General features: G+C 69.2%; 20 protein-coding genes. 11 read left to right on the top strand and 9 right to left on the bottom strand.

Annotation, left to right across the window (positions count from 1 at the left end):
- Positions 1-75: 75 nt before the first annotated feature.
- From ACU5E9_RS18630 to ACU5E9_RS18600, 7 genes are all read right to left on the bottom strand, one after another.
- A complete protein-coding gene (locus ACU5E9_RS18630) occupies positions 76-1,359 on the bottom strand; it encodes a hypothetical protein (RefSeq protein ID WP_456811375.1) in 1,284 nt (427 codons plus the stop codon).
- Between the two features lie 83 nt (positions 1,360-1,442).
- The gene (locus ACU5E9_RS18625) at positions 1,443-2,339 is read right to left on the bottom strand and encodes a glycosyltransferase family 2 protein (protein ID WP_456811374.1); all 897 of its coding nucleotides are present in this window, start codon (positions 2,337-2,339) and stop codon (positions 1,443-1,445) included.
- 14 nt (positions 2,340-2,353) lie between these two features.
- A complete protein-coding gene (locus ACU5E9_RS18620) occupies positions 2,354-3,166 on the bottom strand; it encodes a CDP-alcohol phosphatidyltransferase family protein (RefSeq protein WP_456811373.1) in 813 nt (270 codons plus the stop codon).
- Complete coding sequence (locus tag ACU5E9_RS18615; RefSeq protein ID WP_456811372.1) at positions 3,163-4,224, bottom strand: glycosyltransferase family 2 protein; 1,062 nt, start codon at positions 4,222-4,224, stop codon at positions 3,163-3,165. The genes ACU5E9_RS18620 and ACU5E9_RS18615 overlap by 4 nt, the downstream gene beginning before the upstream one ends.
- Before the next feature lie 168 nt (positions 4,225-4,392).
- The gene (locus tag ACU5E9_RS18610) at positions 4,393-6,093 is read right to left on the bottom strand and encodes a trypsin-like peptidase domain-containing protein (RefSeq protein WP_456811371.1); all 1,701 of its coding nucleotides are present in this window, start codon (positions 6,091-6,093) and stop codon (positions 4,393-4,395) included.
- Between the two features lie 181 nt (positions 6,094-6,274).
- A complete protein-coding gene (locus ACU5E9_RS18605) occupies positions 6,275-7,156 on the bottom strand; it encodes a PKD domain-containing protein (protein WP_456811370.1) in 882 nt (293 codons plus the stop codon).
- Positions 7,157-7,194: 38 nt separating this feature from the next.
- The gene (locus ACU5E9_RS18600) at positions 7,195-7,782 is read right to left on the bottom strand and encodes a hypothetical protein (RefSeq protein ID WP_456811369.1); all 588 of its coding nucleotides are present in this window, start codon (positions 7,780-7,782) and stop codon (positions 7,195-7,197) included.
- A gap of 128 nt (positions 7,783-7,910) precedes the next feature.
- Here ACU5E9_RS18600 and ACU5E9_RS18595 point away from each other — a divergent pair, with 128 nt between their 5' ends.
- A complete protein-coding gene (locus tag ACU5E9_RS18595; RefSeq protein WP_456811368.1) occupies positions 7,911-9,101 on the top strand; it encodes an aminotransferase class I/II-fold pyridoxal phosphate-dependent enzyme in 1,191 nt (396 codons plus the stop codon).
- A 79-nt stretch (positions 9,102-9,180) separates the two neighbouring features.
- Here ACU5E9_RS18595 and ACU5E9_RS18590 read toward each other — a convergent pair whose 3' ends face one another.
- Entirely contained in the window at positions 9,181-10,254 is a 1,074-nt protein-coding gene (locus ACU5E9_RS18590; RefSeq protein ID WP_456811367.1) for an alkene reductase, read from the bottom strand.
- A 188-nt stretch (positions 10,255-10,442) separates the two neighbouring features.
- Between ACU5E9_RS18590 and ACU5E9_RS18585 the strand changes: the two genes are divergently transcribed.
- A complete protein-coding gene (locus tag ACU5E9_RS18585) occupies positions 10,443-11,426 on the top strand; it encodes an alpha/beta fold hydrolase (protein ID WP_456811366.1) in 984 nt (327 codons plus the stop codon).
- A gap of 129 nt (positions 11,427-11,555) precedes the next feature.
- The gene (locus ACU5E9_RS18580; protein WP_456811365.1) at positions 11,556-11,942 is read left to right on the top strand and encodes a DUF7882 family protein; all 387 of its coding nucleotides are present in this window, start codon (positions 11,556-11,558) and stop codon (positions 11,940-11,942) included.
- A gap of 8 nt (positions 11,943-11,950) precedes the next feature.
- Here ACU5E9_RS18580 and ACU5E9_RS18575 read toward each other — a convergent pair whose 3' ends face one another.
- Positions 11,951-12,775 (bottom strand): carbon-nitrogen hydrolase family protein, encoded by an 825-nt coding sequence (locus ACU5E9_RS18575; protein ID WP_456811364.1) that lies wholly within the window; start codon positions 12,773-12,775, stop codon positions 11,951-11,953.
- A 104-nt stretch (positions 12,776-12,879) separates the two neighbouring features.
- On the opposite strand from ACU5E9_RS18575, the gene ACU5E9_RS18570 reads away from it, so the two are divergent.
- The 8 genes from ACU5E9_RS18570 to ACU5E9_RS18535 all read left to right on the top strand — a co-directional run bounded on the left by ACU5E9_RS18570 (position 12,880) and on the right by ACU5E9_RS18535 (position 21,661).
- The gene (locus ACU5E9_RS18570; protein WP_456811363.1) at positions 12,880-13,554 is read left to right on the top strand and encodes a response regulator transcription factor; all 675 of its coding nucleotides are present in this window, start codon (positions 12,880-12,882) and stop codon (positions 13,552-13,554) included.
- Between the two features lie 13 nt (positions 13,555-13,567).
- A complete protein-coding gene (locus tag ACU5E9_RS18565; RefSeq protein WP_456811362.1) occupies positions 13,568-14,947 on the top strand; it encodes a sensor histidine kinase in 1,380 nt (459 codons plus the stop codon).
- Between the two features lie 126 nt (positions 14,948-15,073).
- Positions 15,074-15,829 (top strand): polyprenol monophosphomannose synthase, encoded by a 756-nt coding sequence (locus tag ACU5E9_RS18560; RefSeq protein WP_456811361.1) that lies wholly within the window; start codon positions 15,074-15,076, stop codon positions 15,827-15,829.
- Positions 15,830-15,920: 91 nt separating this feature from the next.
- Positions 15,921-16,664, top strand: a complete 744-nt coding sequence (locus ACU5E9_RS18555; protein WP_456811360.1) for an NUDIX hydrolase — start codon at positions 15,921-15,923, stop codon at positions 16,662-16,664.
- Positions 16,661-17,992, top strand: coding sequence for a quinolinate synthase NadA (nadA, locus tag ACU5E9_RS18550; RefSeq protein ID WP_456811359.1), 1,332 nt, complete (start codon positions 16,661-16,663; stop codon positions 17,990-17,992). The genes ACU5E9_RS18555 and nadA overlap by 4 nt, the downstream gene beginning before the upstream one ends.
- A gap of 2 nt (positions 17,993-17,994) precedes the next feature.
- Positions 17,995-19,611, top strand: a complete 1,617-nt coding sequence (gene nadB / locus ACU5E9_RS18545; protein WP_456811358.1) for an L-aspartate oxidase — start codon at positions 17,995-17,997, stop codon at positions 19,609-19,611.
- Positions 19,605-20,480 (top strand): carboxylating nicotinate-nucleotide diphosphorylase, encoded by an 876-nt coding sequence (nadC, locus tag ACU5E9_RS18540; protein WP_456811357.1) that lies wholly within the window; start codon positions 19,605-19,607, stop codon positions 20,478-20,480. The genes nadB and nadC overlap by 7 nt, the downstream gene beginning before the upstream one ends.
- A gap of 35 nt (positions 20,481-20,515) precedes the next feature.
- Positions 20,516-21,661 carry a cysteine desulfurase family protein gene (locus ACU5E9_RS18535; RefSeq protein WP_456811356.1) on the top strand — a complete coding sequence of 382 codons (1,146 nt, stop codon included), beginning with the start codon at positions 20,516-20,518 and terminating at the stop codon, positions 21,659-21,661.
- Positions 21,662-21,844 lie beyond the last annotated feature (183 nt).

The following is a 21,844-nucleotide window of genomic DNA, read 5'->3' as shown; positions in this document are numbered from 1 at the left end:
GCACGTCGAGTCACCAGGTCTCGACAAGCTCGACCAACGAAGCGGGTGCGTCCGGCAGGTCGGCGCACGAGGGTTTTAGACCTCTTCGGTTTCGGTGAGGTCTTCGACGAACTCGGGCAGGCCGTCTTCGTCGTCGGCGTGCAGGGCCGCGAACCGGTCCCACTCGGCCATGAGGTGCCCGATGGCGGCGTGGAAACGTGCCGTGGGGGCTCCGGGTGTCGGATCGCCGAAATACTGCTCGACCCAGCCGCGGAGCCGTTCCTCGGCCGTTCCGTCGCTCGTGAGCGCGTCGATGGTCGCAACGATGCCGGCGGTGTCGCCTGCCCCGAGCCATTCGCAGTCGGACAGGTATCCGCTGGTGTCGATGGCCGCGAGGGGGTTCTCCGGCCGGGTGACCATGAGCGGCTTGCCGGAGGCCAGGCGGTCGTAGACCATCGCGGAGATGTCGACGATGGCGACGTCGGCGGCGGAGAGCTGCCAGCCCAGTTCGGGCCCGGTGTCGACGACGTGTTGCGCCGATGCATCCCGGGCGTTCGCCGCGGTGATGGCGGCGATGATCTGCCGGTTGGCGACGCCGTAGGCGTGGTCGACGACGCCGCTGCGCGGGTGCGGCCGGTAGACCACCCGGTGCCGGGGGCTGCGGAGCAGGGCGGTGACCAGGGACACGCCGTGCGTGGCGATGGACCCGTAGGCCGCGGCGGCGCGGTCGCCCTCCCAGGTGGGGGCGTAGAGCACCACCGTGCGCGCATCCGGCGTGTACGGCAGCACGCCGGTGTAGTGGTCCGCCTGGGGGCGGCCGATCATGACGGCGCGCTTGTCGAAGTCGTAGTCCCACAGCACCTTGCCCAGACGGGTGAGGGCAGCTTGTCCGGCGACGAACGAGTAGTCGTAGGCCTTGAACTGGTTCGTGGTCATGTACATCTTGTCGCTCTCACCATGGTTGATGAAAACGTGCCAGCGACGCCCGTAACGCATCATCTGGAAGTTGCGGGAGTTCTGGTTGACGTAGAGGACGACGCGGATGTCCTGCTCGGCGATCACCCGCTCAAGGTCGGTGACCTTGCGCACGTACGCGACCGGGATCGGGCTCTCGTCGAGCAGCTTGATCGTGCCGCCGGCGGTGCGGCTGAGGATGACGACGGGCCAGGTCTCGGCGAGCTTGGCGAGCGGCTTGTACCACTGGCGCATCTGGTAGAGGTTCACCGGACCATCCGCGAAATACACGGCGATCTTGAACCGCTGGGTGGGGAGCGGTCCCCGCGCTGTGAGGCGCTCGATCGTCAGGCGCTGGGCCTTGCGAGAACCGAGCACATCCTTGACCAGCTTTGCTGCGAGTCGGACATCTCTACTGCTTACCACTGTTCCACCCTACCTACCGGGGCGGGCGGGCAACCCTGCACACCCCCGAAAGAGGCGCAACGGTAGTGAATCGTTAGCCCCACTCAGATCACCGGCGGCCGGCCCGCCCGGGTCATTCGCCAGATGGTGCGGGATTTCAGCGGGTGGCGTTCACCGGGGTCGGAGGCCCACCCTTCCCGCCAGCCGCGGAACCAGGCCATCAGAGCGCGTGGGTTGCGGGCGCCGCGCAGCACCTGGATGAGCGTCCAAGACCCGACATAGAGCGGGATCAGGGGCGCGGGCAGGTTACGTCGGGCGATCCACACCCGGTTGCGGGCGTTGAGCCGGTAGAAGTCGGCATGCCGGGTGGGCAGGATCACCGGGTGGTTGGCGACCAGGTCGCCGGCGTACCAGGTGCGCAGGCCCTGGTCCCAGACCCGCCAGGCCAGTTCGATGCCTTCGTGGGCGTAGAAGAACGGTTCGGCCCAGCCGCCCGTGGCGTCGAACACTTGCCGGGGCAGCAGCACAGCCCCCTCCCACACCGAGAACACGGCGCTGGAGTGGGCGGCGTCGCCCTTGCGGATGCGCGGAATCCAGCGCCGCGGCGCGGTGAGGCCGGCGGGGTCGATGACCTGCGGCTGCAGCAGGCCGATGCTGGGATCGGCGCGGAGCAGCGTCACGGCCTCGATCAGGAACCGGGGGTCCGGCAGGCTGGCGTCGTCGTCGAGGAAGAAGAGGTACTCCCCCGCCACCTGGTCCACACCGCGGTTGCGTCCGGCCGGGATACCCAGGTTGGTCGGCAACCCGAGCGCCTTGACGCCGGCGGGCAGGCCGGTCGGCTCCCAGCCGTTGCCGACACAAACGATGTCGAGCCGCACGTCCTGCTGCGCAAGCAGGCTGCGGATGCCGCGCTCGATGTCATCGGGACGGCGCCCCTGGGTGAGCACGACGACACCGATGGTGACCGGGGCGGGAGAGGCGGGCGGCTGAACTGCGGGCATGCGGCTGCCGGGCCTCAGGACCGCACGCGCTTGGACGCCATGATGGCCAGGAAGTGGCCGATGAGCGCCAGGAAGGCGAGCGGCACGAGCACGGCGAGGAAGAACCGATCGGTGGCGGGCTGGCCGAGCACGAGCCCGATCACTGCCGCCACGAAGATCACCATGGTCATCTCCACCGAGTGGTAGAGGCGGTGGAACGGCAAGAACCGCGCCAGGCGGCGCAGGGTGGCGATGAGGCCGGCCTGCGGAACCTTCTCGCCCTTGTTGTCGGCCAGTTTGGTGAGGCCGGCGTTGGCGCGGGCGACGTGCACCATGTCGTTGAGGGCTTTGTTGAGCACGATGATCAGCGCCAGGGCCAGCCCGAGGGTGGTGAACAGGTAGTCGGCGGGGGCCTCGAACGGGTAGGCCGCCGCGCGGATGCCCAGCGCGATGGGGATCAGGGCCTCGGTCGTGTAATGGCCGACCTTGTCGAGGAACACCCCGGCCGGCGACGAGGTCCTGCGCCAGCGGGCGACCTCTCCGTCGCAGCAGTCGACGAGCATCTGCAGCTGCCCGAGCGCCAGGGCGAGCAGGGCGCCCCAGATGCCGGGGATCAGCAGGGCCGCCGCGGTGGACCAGCCGACGAGGATCATCAGCCCGGTCACCCCGTTGGCCGAGATGCGGGTCTTCAGCAGCATCCAGGTGAGGTACGGCGACAGGTCACGCAGGTACAGCGATGCCGTCCAGTGTTCGGCGTTCGCGCGCATCCGCACCTCTGGGGGTTGCGCGACGGCACGAAGCTCTGCGATCGAGGATGGCCGAGCCGTGTTGGGCAAACCAGACGTCATTGATGTCTTCCCGTGTGTGCCGAGATGTTGGTGGTGAGCTTGAGATAGCCAAGCAGGAACCCGACACCCCAGCAGAAATGAATGCACGGCAAGACTACGAGAAACCAGAGCGCCACACGAATGCCGTCGGTACGGACCGCCGGAACGGCGGCCACCAGCACGATCAGCAGGTAGGCGAGCGGGGCCGCGAAACCCAGCAGCAGCCAGCCGGGCAGGCCGATCAGGGTCTGTACCACGCCGATCAGGCCGAGGATGGTGCCGAGGGCGACGCCGAGCACCATCACCGGTGGGGCGAAGTAGCGCAAGCCGTTGGAGGCCGGGTTGCGGCGGGCGAGTTCGCCGCGCCAGAGCCCGGTGGAAAGCATCTGCCTGGCCAGTCGGGACAGGCTGGGACGGGGCCGGTAGATCACCTTGAGCTTGGGGGTGAACCAGACCGATCCACCGCCCTCGCGCAGTCGACGGTTGAGATCCCAGTCCTGGCCGCGCTTGATGCCCTCGTCGAACATGCCCACACGCAGCAGGCTGTCGCGGCGGAAGCAGCCGAGGTACACGGTCTCCGCTTCGCCCTCGGCGCCGCCGACGTGCAGGGGGGTGCCGCCGAGGCCGATGCGGGAGCCGTAGGCGAAGGCGACGGCTTGCTGGAACGGCTCGGTGCCCTGGGCATCCATGATGCCGCCGACGTTGTCGGCGCCGGTGCGCTGCAGCGTCTCGACGGCGATGCGGGCGTAGTCCCGGGGCAGCACGGAGTGCGCGTCGACCCGGATCACCACGGGGTAGCGGGACGCACGGATGGCGATGTTGAGCCCGGCGGGAGTGGAGCCCACCTCATTGGCCACGACGCGGATGCGCGGATCCACCGCGACCATCTCCTCGACGAGCTCCGTCGTGCCGTCGATGCTCGGGCCGAGGGCCAGCGTGACCTCGAAGGGGCCGTCGTAATCCTGCTCTAGCAGGCTCTGCACCGCGGCCCGCACATGGCTGGCCTCGTTGAGCACCGGCATGATGTATGAGACGCCGATCAGCTCTGTGTCTGCGCTCTCCTGCACTGGGCTGGCCATCTTTCCACTCATTCGGACAATCGCCTGAGCCTAGCAGCCGAGCCTTTTCCCTCGCCCGCGTGCCCGCCGCTGCCGGGGAGTGTTCCGGGTGCGTGACCCCGGGTGAACGCAGCACTGCGCCGCCGGCACGAGGCCGGCGGCGCAGTCAGGAAGGAGCGTCAGGTCGGGTCAGCTGGTGAGCTCACCGACCTTGACGGTGACGGTGACCGACTTGCCGTCGCGCACGTACGTGAGGTCGGCGCTGTCGCCGGCGGCGAGGGTGCGGACCTGCGCGGTGAGGTCGGTGGCGTCGGTGATGGGCACGCCGTTGAAGTTCGTGACCACGTCACCAGCCTTGAGGCCGGCGTCCTGCGCCGCTCCGCCGGACGATACCTCGCTGATGAGGGCGCCGACGGTGGCACTGTTCTCGCTGGAGGCGCTGGTGACGCTGGCGCCGAGCAAGCCGTGTGAGGCGGAGCCGCTCTCGATGATCTCGTCGGAGACGCGCTTGGCCAGGTTGGCGGGGATCGAGAAGCCGACTCCGATGCTGCCCGCGGCGGTGGTGGAGCTGCCGCCGGCGTTGGCGATGGCCACGTTGATGCCGATCAGCTCGCCCTTGCTGTTGAGCAGGGCACCGCCGGAGTTGCCGGGGTTGATCGCGGCATCCGTCTGGATGACCGACAGCGAGATGCTGCTCTGCGTGGTCTGCGTGTCTGGTGAGCCCGGCAGGTCGTAGTTGAAGAAGTTGCCGTCGCCCTCGTCTGGCGTGGTCTCATCCGGCGTGGTGGGCGCCGCGGAGGACGCCACCGTAATGCTGCGGTTGAGGGCGCTGACGATGCCGTTGGTGACCGTGCCGGACAGGCCGAGCGGTGCGCCGATGGCGATGGCGGTGTCGCCGACATTGAGGTTGCTGGAGTCGGCCCACTTGATCGGGGTCAGCCCCGTCGCATCGGTGAGCTTGATCACGGCGAGGTCGGACACCGGGTCGGTGCCGACCAGGGTGGCGGAGTACAGCTTGCCGTCATTGGCCTTGACCTGGATGGTCGCGTCGGAGGTGGCACCGTCGAGGGTGACGACGTGCGTGTTGGTGAGGATGTAGCCGTCTTCGCTCAGGATGACGCCGGAGCCGGTTCCGCCCGAGTCGCCGGATGCGACCTCGATCGTGACCACGCTGGGCGACGCCTTGGCGGCGACGGCGGTGATCTCGTTCACACTGTCGGTGTTGTTGACGACGACGGTGTTCGGGCCTTCAGCCTGGCTGGCGGGTGTTCCGTTGCCCTGATCGGAGATGACGAATGCCGTGACGCCGGCACCGGATGCGCCGCCGACGAGGGCACCGATGGCGAGCGCGGCGATCAATGCCACGCTGCCCTTACGGCGGTTCGGGTCCTTGGGCGCCTTCGCCCCGGGAGCGGGCTGGGGGGCGTAACCGTTCGCGTTGGCGTAGGCCTGCTGCTGAGCCGGGGTGGGGTTGTAAATCGGGGTGCGACCGTCTGGACCCGGAATCGGCCGGCCGAAGGCATCCGTGGGGTACGCGGCGGGCGCAGGCTGGCCGTAGGCCTGGGCGGGCTGACCCGCGGGGTACGCGGCAGGCTGGTGGTCGGCAGCGGCGGGGGCCGGGGTGCCCACCTGGTGCGGGGCGGGGGCCGGAGTGGCGACGATGCCGCCTTCCGATCCGAGGACCTCGGTGGCTTGGTTGTCAGCGGGGTGCGGCACGGCAGGCTGCACGGCGGTGGTGTTGTCAGCGGTGCTGTTGTCAGCGGTGCTGTTGGGGGCCGCGGTGGTGTCGGGGTGAGTCGGGACGGCTTCGCCCGACGCGTTAACTTCGATCGGTGCGTTGCCCTGCGGCTGGTCGGGGGTCTTGCCCTCGTCCTGAGTGCTATCAGTCATGATGTGCTCCTTCCAAGCGAAATTAGCTTCTCGCCTGAAGCTGAACGTTTGATATGCGCAAACTGGGAGCAGTCAATGATCCAGCCGTGACCTTGCCCGGCAGCGGTGCCGCTGAATTTCGGCGGCACGCCCATGGTTGCACTTCCGCCCGTCACTTTGTCGTGAGGACCGCATCACTTCGTCACTGACAGCCGACGCCAGCTGGGTTGGCGGCGCAGGCTTCGGCCACCAGAACCGTGCCGGCGCGGTCGGCGATTGCGGTCATAGGCGCCGCCGGGACCGTCAGAACCCCTTCTACGGCGCGCCATTCGCCGCCGTCGAATCGGTACGCGGCCGCGTAGGACACGCTCAGCCCAATCGTGAGAGTGCCAGTGTTTTCGTACACATGGCTGGTGGACGTGGCCGAAAACTCCGTCAGGCCGAGGGCCGCCCAGCTCGCGCCGCCGTCCGCCGTGGTGCCCGCGCTGCCGTCACCGTAGTCCCAGGTGAAACCGACCGGACTGAAGCGCACCTCGGCAGGGGAACCGAGCAGCGGGCCGGACGTCACATGCGCAGACGCTGACGCGAAGAAGTTCGTCGGGATGCCCACGACGAGCCAGCCGTCCGGCTCCATGCCCTGAGTGGGCGCTTTGGCCTCGATGCTCACAAGGTCACTGATCCGAACCACCAGCGCTGGATCGCAGGGTGTCTGCGGCGCACACGCGGGCGCCCCCGGGACGGGCACGATCTGGCGCGGCATGGTGCCAGGCAGGCCTGCACCCGTATCCTCGCCCGCCTCTCCTGGACCCCAGGTGAAACCATCCGGCAGGGTGTCGTCGACTTCCACTTCGCCACCGCCACCGCTGTTTCCGCCGTTGCCACCCCTGCCACCGCCGCCGCCACTGCCACCGCCAGTTCCCTCAGCGCCTGTCCCCGAGGTCACTTCCTCCCAGCCCGCGCTGACCTCCACCCCGCCGTCGCCGACGGCCGCTTCGGTCTCTGGGCACTCGCCAACCCAGTCATTCGCCCGCTCACAGCCCCCGTCGTCTGCATTTGCGCTGGCAGAAGAGAAAAAGAAGAGCATGCTCGCAGTTACGACCATTAGAAGCGCGTGCGCGCGGCTCAGGAACATATTCCGTCGCCGTCCCAGACCGTGATACTCGATACAACCAAGGTGCCCAAGCTCGCATCTGAAAGGTCAAACCCGATCTCGTAGGGCTTGCGGTCTTGACGATCCGGAGCCACGACAGATTCCCCGGCTTCGTCAACAACATCGGTTTTCGAGAGGTCAGAGCAGACGTAGGCCGTGACAACCTTCACACCCGATGGATTTTGCAAAACCTGCTGCAGGGAGAAATTGGAATAGCTGCTTTCGCCGACCCCGTGCAGATTCCGTTCCTGGAGGGAAACGAACGATTCAATCTCCGACGTCGCTAAATCGTCTGAGACATACCTGCTAATCCGCGACGGATCGACCCCGCCCTCTCTTACAATCTGGTCTGCTACCAAGACGTATTGTTCATAGGCCTCGGTGGCCGCGGCGAGGGCCTCCTCATCCGAGACGAAGACCGGCGCGGCTGTAGGTGCGGCGGAGCGCGGAGTTGGCGCCGGCGCTGAGGCGCAGCCCGCCCCTGAGACCATAAGAAAGCCCACGCAGGCGACCGCCGCCATCGGTGCCATGCGTCGTGGTTTACCGCCGTCGTTCCTCATCCGGTCACCGTAGACGCAACCGGGTCACTCGCGAGCAAATTATCCACAGGCGCGCCAGGACGTCACCAGACCGCACGGCGGCGAGGGGCTTGGGGATGTCGTAAATTTGGGGGTATGCAGGTCACCACATGACGATTACCGGCGCTTGGCAGCGCACTGCCCGCGGGGCAGGCCTCCTCGGCGCCGACGGCAGCATCTCCGCCAGCATCTTCGCCGAGATGTCCGCCCTCGCCATGCGTACCGGGTCCATCAACCTCGGCCAGGGCTTCCCCGATGAGGACGGCCCGGCCGTCGTGCTCGAGGCCGCCCGCCAGGCCATCAGCGACGGTGTCAACCAGTACCCGCCGGGACGCGGCATGCCGATACTGCTCGAAGCGATCGCCCGCCACCAGCAGCGTTTCTACGACATCACCCTGAACCCCGAAACCGAGGTGCTGGTGACCGCCGGCGCCACAGAGGCGCTCTCCGCGACCCTGCTGGCCCTGCTGGAACCGGGCGACGAAGTGGTCACGTTCGAGCCGTTCTACGACGCCTACGGCGGACTGATCGCCCTGGCCGGCGGCGTGCACCGCACCGTGCGGCTGCGCTCCCCCGACTTCCAGCCCGACCTGGACGAACTGGCCGCCGTCGTCACCGACCGCACCCGGATCATCCTGATCAACAACCCGCACAACCCCACCGGCACCGTGTTCAGCCGCGAGACCCTCGAACTCATCGTGGCGCTGGCGCACAAGCACGACGCCCTGATCGTCACCGATGAGGTCTACGAGCACCTCACCTTCGGCGTGACCCACGTGCCGGTGGCGACCCTGCCCGGCGCCTGGGACCGAACCGTCACCATTTCGTCCGGCGGTAAGACGTTCAGCACCACAGGCTGGAAGATCGGCTGGCTGAGCGCCCCCGCTCCCATCGTCACCGCGATCCTCGCGGTCAAACAGTTCCTTACCTACGTCAACGGTGCGCCGTTCCAGCCCGCCACTGCCCTCGGCCTCGACCTGCCCGAGGCGTACTACACCGGCATCGCGACCGACCTGGCGGCGAAGCGCGACCTCCTGGCCGGCGGTCTCACTGCGGCCGGGTTCACGCTCACCGTGCCGCGCGGGTCCTACTTCATCGTGGCGGATGCCGCTGCCCTCGGCTATACCGACGGGGTCGAGTTCTGCCGCACCCTGCCCGACCTGGCCGGGGTGGTCGGCATCCCGATCAGCGCCTTCTGCCTGCCCGAGCACAAGCCGGAATATGCGTCCCTGGTGCGGTTCGCGTTCTGCAAGCGCGTCGACGTGCTCGAGGAGGCTGCCGCCCGCCTCGCCCGGCTGTAGCAGCGCCGTCCCCCGCCGACTCAAGCGAAACTGCCCCATGACGATGCGTCGTGGGGCAGTTTCGCGGCACTGAACCGGGTTAGTTCGCGTAGGCCGGGTAGTCGGTGTAACCCACTGCATCCGGGCCGTAGAACGTGAGCGGGTTGGGCTCGTTCAACGGCAGGTTCTCGAGCCAGCGGCGCACCAGGTCGGGGTTGGCGATCACGGCGCGACCGACGACGACGCCGTCGCCCAGTCCATCGTCGAGCACTGCCAGCGCCTCGGCGCGGGTGGTGACGGTGCCAAAGCCGGTGTTCACCAGCAGCGGTCCGCCGAAGCGGCTACGCAGGGTCTGCACGAACTCGCCGGCAGGGTCGTTGTGCAGCACGCTGAGGTAGGCCAGGCCGAGCGGGGCGAGGCCGTCAACAAGCGCACCATAGGTGGCCAGCACGTCCGCGGCGTCGGTCTCGAGCGCATCCTGGATGTTGTGCTCCGGTGAGATGCGGATGCCCACCCGGTCGGCGCCGATGGCGTCGGCAACGGCCGTGGCCACCTCGATCACGAAGCGGGCCCGGTTCTCCGGGGAGCCACCGTAGATGTCGTCGCGCACGTTGGACGCCGGCGAGAGGAATTCGTGCAGCAGGTAACCGTTTGCGGAGTGGATCTCGACCCCGTCGAGTCCTGCCGAAATGGCATTGCGGGAGCCCTGAACGAAGCCGGCGATGATGCCGGGCAGGTCGTCAATCGTGAGTGCGCGGGGCACCGGGTATGGCAGCTTGCCCTTGTAGGTGTGGCTCTCGCCCTGGATCGCGATCGCGCTGGGGGCGACGACCTCCAGGCCGCCATTGGTTTCCGGGTGGGTGACCCGCCCGGCGTGCATGACCTGCGCCACAATACGGCCGCCGGCCGCGTGCACCGAGTCGGCCACCTTGGCCCAGCCTGCGATCTGCTCGGGCGTGACCAGGCCAGGCTGACCCGGGAATCCCTGACCGGCCTGGTCGGGGTAGACACCCTCGGAAACGATCAGACCAAGAGTCGCCCGCTGGCCGTAGTGCTCGACATTCAGCTCCCCGGGGACGCCGTCGACGCCGGAACGCATCCGCGTCAGGGGCGCCATCACCAGTCGGTTGGGCAGCTCGAGGGCTCCAAGGTTCAGCGGGGTGAAAAGACTCACGTAATGCTCCTTCTAGGTTGCTTGTGCGGACGCTGTGCGTGCGCGGCTGAGCCGCCGCCGCCGGAATCGCGTCCTGTTCAGGAAACAGTGCGTCCCACCGGGGTATTCCGGCGTGGGCGCGATGAACAGGCGGCACCCAGACTCGCCGAACCGGCAATCCGGGGCCCGGTTGGCACCGAACATTAGGTATGCGCACCCACTCGATCGCTCCGGTGTCCACCGGCAGCGCGCTGGGCTACAGCCCGTACCCGCTCACCAACGACGATGCGGGGCTGGGCCTCAGCACAAGCCGTATCGCCACCGCACTCGGCCCGGTCACGGTGCGGCACGGCCGATGCGGCGGGCCGGTGGCGACGATTCTCCTGCACGGCGCCGCGGGATCGTGGACCACCTGGACGCCGCTCATCCGCGCAACCGACCTGGATCCCCTCGGTCCGCTGGTCGACCTGGTGATTCCCGACCTGCCCGGCTGGGGCGACACCGCACTGCCCGACGACCCGGCCGCCGAGAGCATCGAAGCGCTGGCTCGAGCCGTCGCCGACATCGCCCGTGCCCTGGGTTACGAGCGGTGGCAGGTGATCGGGCACTCGCTAGGCGGATTCGTGGCCCTGGAATTGGCGGCGAGCAACCCGGAGCACACCATTCATGTCGGCCTGGTGTCGGCCACGACGTACAGCGTGATCGAGAGCGCACGTCATCCCCTCGCCCGCTTTTCCCTGTTGCCGGGGTTCACCGCCCTGCTCGGCGTCATGCGGGTGTTGGCCTCGCTGCGTGGCGTCGGCCGGGGCCTGGTCATGACGCTGAACCGGCTGGGCCTGATGCGCACACTGGTCACGCCGCTGTTCGACCGGGTCGACCGGATCGATGCCAGTGTCGTTGGCGCCCTGGCGGTCGAAGCAAGGCCCCGTTCGTTCGCGCTCGCCGCCGACCGTGCCGCCCGCTACGCCGCCGACCAGTCCTGGGCACGAATCGTCTGCCCGGTGCGGGCGGTGCACGGCGACCGCGACGTTTTCGTCACGCCTGGCGATGACCGGCGGATGGCTGCCGTGATCGCCGATTTCGACGTCACCGTGCTTGCGGGCACCGGGCACTTCGGCCACATCGAACGCCCTGTCGCCACGGCACACGCCATCCGTGGAGCCGACCCCGAATACGGTGCCGGGCTTTCCTGAATCGCTTGCCATCCGGCCCCGGTGGGTGGAGAGTTGAATAATCCTCCGGTTCCCCTGTCAGTGATCCATCACCGCTTTCACTTGTTCCCGGCACCATGAAGAACCAATTGGAAGTGAAAGTGAAAACTAATGGGCACCCTGTCGTACGACCGGGTCGTTGTGGAATTTGACGACAGAATCTTGACGCACCTGCAGGTCGTGATTGTGCAGAAGTTGCGCCGCGGCGAAAGCTTCCTCTTCTCCTGGCGAAATGCCGTGGAGGTAGGCGACGGACGAAGTTCGGCCTGGATGCACCCGGCCATTCCGTTGTACTTCAAATTCACCGGCGGCCACGCTCCCAGTCTCAATCCCGAGTGGATTGCGCAGCTGACGCGGTCGGCGAACAGTTCGCAAGGGCTGATTGCCACCAGTGAGGAGCGCTGTATCGACTCGGGTCACTCCGGCGGCGCGAATGTGTCGTTCGCGGTCAAGCCCGCGGCGGCGTTGCCGAAGTCGTCGATAGCCTCGCCGGAATAGGACCCGGGTCAGGGAAGGGGGACGACTCCGAACCGGCGCAAGCTAAGGGCGGGATTGACCCGTCGTACCTCGGCCAGTCTGGTGCGGGAGATCATGGCGACGGCGACATCCGTCGTCGCCCCGAGCGTTACGAGTTCGACGCCCGACGGGTCGACCACCATGCTGGTGCCGACCCCACCGGGCGGCGCGTGGTCGGCAGCCGCGACGTAGATCGTGTTCTCGAGCGCTCGTGCGGTAACCAGGGTGCGCCAGTGCTGCTCCTTGAGCGGCCCCGGCACCCATTCCGCGGGAACGAGCACCAGCTCGGCGCCGGCGTCGACGAGTCGGCGGCTCACCTCGGGAAACCGGATGTCATAACAGGTCTGCAGGCCGACGGCGAACCCCGCCACCGTGAAGGTTTCGGGATCCTCGATGACGCCGGCACGTACCCGGTCGGATTCCCGCGCCCCGAACGCGTCATAGAGGTGCAGCTTGCGGTACCGCGCCACGATCCGGCCCGCCGGGTCCACGGCCACGATCGTGTTCTGCACCCGGGCCGGATCCGACGTGCTCTCCAGCAGGCCGGCCACGATGTGGATGCCCAGCTCGCCGGCCAGCCGGCCCAGTGCGGTCACGAATGCACCGTCCAGCGATTCGCCGGCCGCGACGGATGCCTCGCCCAGCTTCCGCTCGAAGAACGACGAGTACTCGGGAAACACCACGATTCCCGCGCCGCGGGACACCGCGGTCGCGGCCAGCGTGCGCATCTCGGCCAGGTTCGCGGCCTGGTCGGTGCCGGGCGCGAACTGGGCAACGGCAACACCGAGTTCGTCCCGCTCGCTGGATTCCGCCATGCCGTCAGCCTAGCGGCGGCATCCGGTGGATCGGTGGCCGGTTGCAAGCGGTTCTCCCGCCGACGTGCCAGCATAAGACCCTGACACGAACGAAGGGTGGCGGGATGAAGATTTTGGTCGTGGAGGACGATGACCAGATGGGCGCCCTGATCGAACGTGGGCTGAAAGCGGAGGGCTACGAGACCGCCAGGGTAGCCAACGGCGTCGACGCGCTGATCGCGCTCGCCGGCGATGGCTTCGGCCTGGCCGCCATCGACGTGATGCTGCCGCAGATGTCGGGCTTCGAGATCTGCCGACGCATCCGTGAATCGGGCAGCACCATGCCCGTGCTCCTGCTCACCGCCCGGGACACCGTCGATGACCGGGTCTACGGGCTCGACAGCGGCGCGGACGACTACCTCACCAAGCCGTTCGCCTTCGCCGAGCTGTCGGCTCGGGTGCGCGCCCTGCTGCGCCGACACTCCATGGGCGCCCCGCTCACCGTGGAGATCGGCAACCTGATGCTGGACTCCCGGGACCTGCGGGTCACCGTCGCCGGCCGCCCGGTCTCCATGAGCCCCAAGGAAGTCGCCCTGCTGCGCCTGCTGTGCAGCCGCGCCGGCACCACCGTGGACCGCACCACGATCCTCGAAGAGATCTGGAACGGTACGGCCCACATCGACCCGAACATCGTCGACCAGTACATCAGCTACCTGCGCCGCAAGATCGACACGGATGCCGCCGGCGTGCGCATCGTCACCGTGCGCGGGGCCGGCTACGCCGTGGAACTCGTCGAATGAGGCGGCCCACCCGGTGAACCGAGTCCTCCGCGCGTGGCTGCCGCCCCTGTCGATCCGGGCCCGGATCACGGTCGGCAGCCTCGTCGTCGCAACGGTCCTGTTCAGCACCGCCGCGTTCTTCTTCCGCCTCGAGGTGCAGTCGATCCTCACGGAGACGAACGAGACCATGCTGCAGGGCGATGCCGAACCCCTGATCAGCGAGCTGGCCACCGCTCCAGCGGATGCCCTCCAGGCCGCCTCCGAGGGCCAGCTGCTCGCCGTCATCGACTCCACCGGTGCCGTGCGCAAGTCATCGCTGCCGCGCAGCCTGGACCGGCAGATCGACTCACTCGCCGAGATCGGGCCGGAACCGGAGACCGTGAGCACCCCGGCGGCCACCTATCTGGTGTCCGCCACCACGGTGACCACCGACTCCGGCGACTGGGTCGTCATCGCCGCCCGCAGCCAGCAGGCCCCCGGCCTGCTGCTCGATGAGCTCACCGGCGTGCTGTCGCTGGGAACCTTGATCCTCACCGTCGGCTTCGGGTTGGCGTCGTGGCTGCTCACCGGCGCGGCCCTCCGCCCGGTGACCCGGCTGCGCGAGGAAGCGGAGAGCCTGAGCGCCACCGGGTCCTCGGCCCAGCTGCGCGTGCCGGCCGGCAACGACGAGGTGAGCCGCCTCGCCCGCACGCTGAACGTCTTCATCGACCGGCTCCGGCGCGGGGTCGACCGGGAGAAGCAGATCGTGTCCGACGCGAGCCACGAGCTGCGCACCCCGCTCGCGGTCCTGCGCGCCCAGCTGGAACTGGCCCACCTCGATTCCGGCGACGCCCCCGCACTCGAGCGGGACATCCGCGACGCCTCTGCCACCGCCGAACGGCTCAGCCGGCTGGCCACCAACCTGCTGGAACTGAGCAAGCTGGAAAGCGAGCAGGTTCCTCCCGAAACCGACTGGGCCGGCCTGGTGGGTGAGATCACGGCATCGGTAGACCGGGCCCGGGTGATGCGCGCCGGGCACGAGCTGGAGGTCATTTACCGCATCGACGGTGATGACAGCGGGGGCCGGTACGGCATCTCGGCGACGAATATGGGCCAGCTCCTCGACAACCTCATCTCGAATGCCGTGAACGCCATGGCCGGACACGGCAGCGTCACCGTCACGCTCGGGAGGTCCGGCGCTGGTGCCCTCCTCACCGTCGTCGATACCGGGCCAGGCCTGCCGGAGGATTTCATCCCGCTCGCCTTCGACAGGTTCTCCCGGCCCGACAACGCCAGGTCGAGCAGTTCCGGCGGGTCGGGGCTGGGCCTCGCGATCGTGCACGCTATCGTCGAGCGCGCCAACGGGCGGATCCTGCTGCGCAATACCGGTGACGGCCTGGCCGTCGAGATCCGGTTGCCGCGACACGTGGGCTGACCGACAGTGGGGGCGAATGTTCACCCGCGCCTTCTACTATTCGACGGCCGGGCGCTCGCAGGACCGCCGGCGCCACACCGCACGCACATCATCGAACGCACATAATCGAACTGACAAGGTAGATCCATGCCATCCACTGTGGTCATCATCCCCACGTACAACGAACGCGAGAATGTCGGCCCCATTGTGCGCCGGGTGCGCGCCAGCGTGCCCACGGCCGAGATCCTCATCGTGGACGACGACTCCCCCGACGGAACCGGCGAGCTGGCCGACCGGCTCGCCGCCGACGACGCCCAGGTGCACGTGTTGCACCGCGCCGCGAAGAACGGACTGGGCGCGGCCTACCTCGACGCGTTCGCCTGGGGACGGTCGCATGGCTTCGATTTCCTCGTTCAGCTCGACGCCGACGGGTCGCACCTGCCCGAGCAGCTGCCCACCCTGCTGGCTGCCGCGGCCACGAACGACGTCGTGATGGGATCACGCTGGATCCCGGGCGGCCGGGTGGAGAACTGGCCCTGGCACCGCCGGATGCTCTCCCGCGGCGGTTCCCTGTACTCCCGGCTGCTGCTGCGGCTCCCGCAGCACGACGTCACCGGCGGGTACCGGGTCTACAGCGCCGACGCCCTCGAACGGATGCAACTGGGCAGCGTCGACAGCCTCGGCTACTGCTTCCAGATCGACATGCTCCTGCACGCCGTGCGCGCCCGCCTGAAGGTGGTGGAGATCCCGATCACGTTCGTGGAACGCACCCTGGGCAGCTCCAAGATGAGTGGCGGGATCGTGCTCGAGGCCATGGGACGGGTGACGATCTGGGGCCTGACCGGCCACGGAGCCCGGCATTCCAACCCGGTCGCCGCGGCGAAACCCACCGAGGGCCACTAGGCCCGATTGCAGAATTTCACCTTTAGGTCAGAATGACTATATGATGGGTCTCACGTTAGAGTCATACTGACCTTTAGTTGAGGATGTCCCAATGGCCGAGATCCACGCCCCCGCGCTCGCGGTGTCGACGGTCATCTTCGCCCTGCGCCCCGACACCGAGTCGGGCTTCATGACGCTCTGGCTGCCGCTCGTGCGGCGCACCCGCGAACCCCACCTGGGCCTGTGGGCCCTGCCCGGCGGATGGCTGCCCAGCGACGAAGAGATGTCCGCCGCTGCCGCCCGCACCCTCCGCGAAACCACCGGCCTCACGCCCAGCTACCTCGAGCAGCTGTACACCTTCGGCGACGTCGGCCGCTCCCCCGGCACCCGGGTCATCTCGGTCGTCTACTGGGCGCTCGTGCAGTCCGTCGAGGCCGACCTCGCCGCCGTGGACGAGAACGTGCAGTGGTTCCCCGCCGACCGGCTGCCCTCCCTCGCCTTCGACCACAACCAGATCGTCGACTACGCGCTCTGGCGCCTGCGCACCAAGGTGGAGTACTCCCGCATCGCGCACGCCTTCCTGGGCGAGACGTTCACCCTCGCGCAGCTGCGCGACGTGCACGAGGCCGTGCTGCGCCGCGCCCTGGACCCCGCCAACTTCCGTCGCACCATCGAATCGTCCGGCACCGTCGTCGACACCGGGCTCCGCCTGGCCGGCGTGCCGCACCGGCCGCCCCGCCTTTACCGCTACAACGATTCCCAGGCCCGCGCCGAACAGGGCCCGCTCGGCCCATCCGTGGGCTTCCCCGAGACTCCCCTCCAATCCACGCCGCACCCCCCGAGGAGCACGACATGACCATCGCATCGGTCGACCGCACCATCCGCCTGATCAGCACGGGCGAAACCAAGGGCAGCACCTGCACCCCCGACCTCGCCGTCGACCCCTGGTACTTCGACGCCAAGGCTCCCGGCTACGGCCCCGGCTCCTCGATGGGCGACGTCATCCCCACCGGCTCCCCCCGCCAGGGCGAGCTGCCGGCCAAGTACCGCACCGCCTCGAACGGCGAGCTCGGCGACTGGATCCGCGCCGCCAAGGCCACCCTCGGCGAGAGGGTCGTGGTGCTCGGCCACTTCTACCAGCGCGAAGAAGTACTGCAGCACGCCGACTTCGTCGGCGACTCCTTCCAGCTCGCCGTCGCCACCCAGAGCCGGCCCGACGCCGAGGCCATCGTCTTCTGCGGCGTGCACTTCATGGCCGAGACCGCCGACCTGCTCTCCCGGCCGGAGCAGGCCGTGATCCTGCCCAACCTCGCCGCCGGCTGCTCGATGGCCGACATGGCCGACATCGACTCGGTCACCGAGTGCTGGGAGCAGCTCGAGGAGCTGTACGGCACCGAACCGGATGCCGACGGCCGCGTGCCCGTGATCCCGGTCACCTACATGAACTCCTCCGCCGCGCTCAAGGGCTTCTGCGGCGAGCACGGCGGCATCGTCTGTACCTCCTCGAACGCCGAGACGGTGCTCGAGTGGGCCTTCGAACGCGGCCAGCGGGTGCTGTTCTTCCCCGACCAGCACCTCGGCCGCAACACCGCCAAGGCCATGGGTGTGCCCCTCGAGCAGATGCCGATGTGGAACCCGCGCAAGCCCCTCGGCGGCAACACCGAGACCGAGCTCGAAGACTCACGGGTCATCCTCTGGCACGGCTTCTGCAGTGTGCACCGCCGCTTCACCGTCGACCAGATCGCCACGGCCCGCGCCGAGCACCCCGGCGTGCGCGTGATCGTGCACCCGGAATGCCCGATGGCCGTCGTCGACGCCGCCGACGAGTACGGCTCCACCGACTACATCGCCAAGGCCATCGCCGCTGCCCCGGCCGGGTCGACCTTCGCGATCGGCACCGAGATCAACCTCGTGCAGCGCCTCGCTGCCGAGTACCCGCAGCACACCATCTTCTGCCTGGACCCGGTGGTCTGCCCGTGCTCGACCATGTACCGCATCCACTCCGGCTACCTGGCCTGGGTGCTCGAGGCCCTCGTCGGCGGCGACGGCGTGCCGGCCGAGGTGCTGAACCGCATCACCGTCGCCGACGACGTCGCCGGGCACGCCCGCGTGGCCCTCGAACGGATGCTCGCGGCCAAGCCGCCCGCCGCCGGCCCCGTTGCGCCCGTCGTGGCCGGAGCCTGACCATGGCAGGCGTGCTCGTCGTCGGCAGCGGACTCGGTGGCTTGATCGCCGCGGTCCGGGCCACCGACGCGGGCCACCGGGTGACGCTGGTCACCAAGGCGGCCCTCTCCGACAGCAACACCCGCTACGCCCAGGGCGGCATCGCCGCGGCGCTGTTCCCCGACGACTCCACCGATGCGCACATCCTCGACACGCTGCGCGCGGGCGCCGGTCTCTGCGACCCGGCCGCCGTGACGGTGCTCTGCGAGGAAGGCCCCGCCCGGGTGCGTGACCTGATCCGGTTCGGCGTCGACTTCGACCGGGACGAATCCGGCATCACCCGCGGACTCGAGGCCGCGCACTCGCGTTCCCGCGTGCTGCACGCGGGCGGTGACGCCACCGGCGCCGCCATCGAGGCCGCCCTGGTGGCCACCGTGCAGGAGCGCGCGAACCGCGCGCACACTCTCGGCGGCGACCAGATCACCATCCACGAACACACCATGCTGGTCGACCTCGTGGTCGACGCCGGCCGGGTGACCGGAGCGATCCTGCTCGGCCCCGACGGGGCCCAGCACACCGTTGCCGCCGACGCGGTGATCCTCGCCACCGGAGGGGCCGGTGCGCTGTACACCCACACCACCAACCCCGCCATCGCCACCGGGGACGGCGTCGCGGCCGCCTGGCGGGCCGGCGCCGCGATCGCCGACGTGGAGTTTTACCAGTTCCACCCCACCGCCCTCGCGGTACCCGGCACTCCCCTGGTCTCCGAGGCCGTGCGCGGCGAGGGTGCCGTGCTGCTCAGCAGCACCGGCGAACGCTTCATGGCGGCGATCCACCCGGATGGCGAACTCGCGCCGCGCGACATCGTCGCCCGCGGCATCGCCGCGCAGATGCAGGCGCAGGGCGGCGCCCCGGTGCTGCTCGACGCCACCGGCCTCGGCCGCGAGCTGCTCGAGACCCGCTTCCCCACCATCACGGCCGCCTGCCGCGCAGCCGGCCTGGACTGGGCGGTCGACCCGATCCCCGTCGCCCCGGCCGCGCATTACTGGATGGGCGGGGTCGCCACCGACATCTGGGGGCGCACCTCCCTTCCCGGCCTGTTCGCCGTCGGTGAGGTCGCCCGCACCGGTGCGCACGGCGCCAACCGGCTGGCCTCGAACTCGCTGCTGGAGGCCGCGGTCTTCGCCGACCGTGCCGTCCGCGCGCTCGGCGACGCCGGCGGCCGGCATCCGCTCTTCGACGACGACTCGGACACGGTGGATTTCGACGACATCAGCGAGAACAGCGGCGCCACCCCGGTTGACCGCGGCACCCTGCAAAGCCTGCTCTGGGAGGCCGCCGGCGTGCACCGCTCCGGTGCCGGCCTGACCGCCGCCACCGCCACCCTGGCCGGCTGGCGGGGTGCCGACCGGTCCACGGCAACCGTCGGCGAGCTCGAGACCGGCAACCTGCTCGACCTCGGCCGGCTGATCGTGGCCGCCGCCCTCGCCCGGGAGGAATCCCGCGGCGCCCACCACCGGGCGGATTTCCCCGCCAGCCGGCCCGAGCTGGCCCGGCCGCGGTTCACCCGCCGCGCCGAGTCGTTCGGCCGCACCCTCGTTCCCGCTCTTTCGTCCGCTCCGGAGGCCATCGCATGCTGACCACGTCCGCCATCGACACCGTCGTTCGCGCCGCCCTCGACGAGGATGCCCCCTGGGGCGACCTCACCAGTGAGATGCTCATCCCCGCCGATTCCGTCGCCACCGCCCAGCTGGTGGCGCGGGAGGACGGCGTCTTCAGCGGCGGCGCCGTCTTCGACGCGGCGTTCCGTCTGGTCGACCCGCGCATCTCGGTACGGCTGCTCGCCCGCGACGGCAGCAGCTTCGCCGCCGGCGACCTGCTCGCCGAGGCGTCCGGCCCGGCCCGCGGCATCCTGCAGGCCGAACGCATCGGCCTCAACTTCGTGCAGCGGATGAGCGGGATCGCCACACTCACTGCGCAGTACGTAGCCGAGACCGAGGGCACCAGCGCGCGCATCGTCGACACCCGCAAGACCACGCCGGGCCTGCGCGCGTTCGAGCGCCAGGCAGTGCGGGACGGCGGCGGCCACAACCACCGGTTCAGCCTGTCCGACGCCGTGATGGCCAAGGACAACCACCTGGCCGTGCTCAGCGCCGGCGGCATCAGCCTCACCGACGCGCTGCTGGCCGTGCGGGCGAAGCTCTCGCACACCACCCACTTCGAGGTCGAGGTCGACACCCTGGAGCAGATCGAACCGGTCCTCGCCGCCGGCATCGACACGATCATGCTCGACAACTTCGCCCTCGGCGACCTGCGCGAGGGCGTGCGCCGCGTCGCCGGCCGCGCGATCGTCGAAGCCAGCGGAGGCGTGTCCCTCGAGACGGTGCGCCGGATCGCCGGGACCGGTGTGGACATCATCTCGGTGGGCGCCCTCACCCACAGTGTCCGCTCGCTCGACCTCGGCCTCGACGTCGTCATCCTGCCCGAAGCCGTCTTCCCCACCGCCTGAAACCCACCCGCACACCCCACCGCCCGGGAGCAGCCATGATCTACCTCGACAACGCAGCGACCACTCCGCTGCGCCGTGAGGTCGCCGAGGCCATCTGGCCGATCATGACCCGCGGTTTCGGCAATCCGTCCAGCCACCACCGGGTCGGCGAGGCCGCCGCCGCGGCGCTGAAGGCGGCACGCACCCGCATCGCCCGGGTGCTCGGCTGCCGCGCCGGCGAGATCACCATCACCAGCGGCGGCACCGAGGCCGACAACCTCGCGATCAAGGGCCTCGCGCTCGGAACCCCGCGCGGCCGGCACATCATCACCACGGCCCTCGAGCACGAGGCTGTCCTCGAATCCTGCGACTACCTGCACCGGCTGCACGGGTTCGAAGTCACGGTGCTGCCCACGGATGCCGCCGGCCGGGTCGATCCCGCCGACCTGGCCCGGGTCATCCGGCCCGACACCACCCTCGTCACCGTGCACTACGCCAACAACGAGATCGGCACCGTCCAGCCGATCCGCGAGTTGGCCGCCATCGCGCGCGCGGTCGGTGTGCCGTTCCACACCGATGCGGTGCAGGCCGCCGGCTGGTTGCCGCTGAACGTGACCGAGCTCGGCGTGGACGCGTTGAGCATCTCCGGGCACAAGCTCGGCGCCCCGCAGGGCGTCGGCGCCCTGTTCCTCCGCGGCCGCCTCACCGTCGAGCCGGTGCTGCACGGCGGCGGCCAGGAGCGCGGCAAGCGCAGCGGCACCGAGAACGTCGCCGGCGCCGTCGGCCTGGCCACCGCGCTCGACCTCGCCGACGCCGAACGCGTGGACCTCGCCTCCCGCCTCGCCGCCCTGCGCGACACCTTCGTGGCCGACGTGCTCCGCAGCACTCCCGGCGCCGCCCTCACGGGAGACCCCGTGCACCGCCTGCCCGGTCACGCCTCGTTCACCTTCGCGGGCACCGGCGGGGAGGCCGTGCTGCTCGAACTGGAACGCTTCGACATCGTCTGCTCGAGCGGCTCGGCCTGCGCCGCCGGCAGCGACGAGCCCTCGCACGTGCTCACCGCCCTCGGCATCCCCGGCGACCTCGCCCAGACCGCGGTGCGGTTCACCCTCTCGGCCACCACCACCGCCGCCGAGCTCGCCGAAACCGCCCTCCGCGTGCGCGACGCCGTCGCCGCCGTCCGGGCCATCTCCGCGCCGTAACTGTTCCCGTTCCGCAACAATTGCACCCGGTGCGCCGGGTTCAATTGTCCGGATTGGCAACAGTTGCACGTCGCCCGCGCCGGGCCGAATTGCCGCTGGACGTGGGACCTTTGGCACCTGTTTTGGGTGACGGCGAGTTCTAGGTTTGAACCAGAGACAAAGATCCCAGATCGGGTTGTCCAG

This window comes from Cryobacterium sp. AP23, assembly GCF_054075385.1.
Note: the sequence above shows the minus strand (reverse complement) of the source record. Positions and strands in the feature narration are given on the sequence as shown.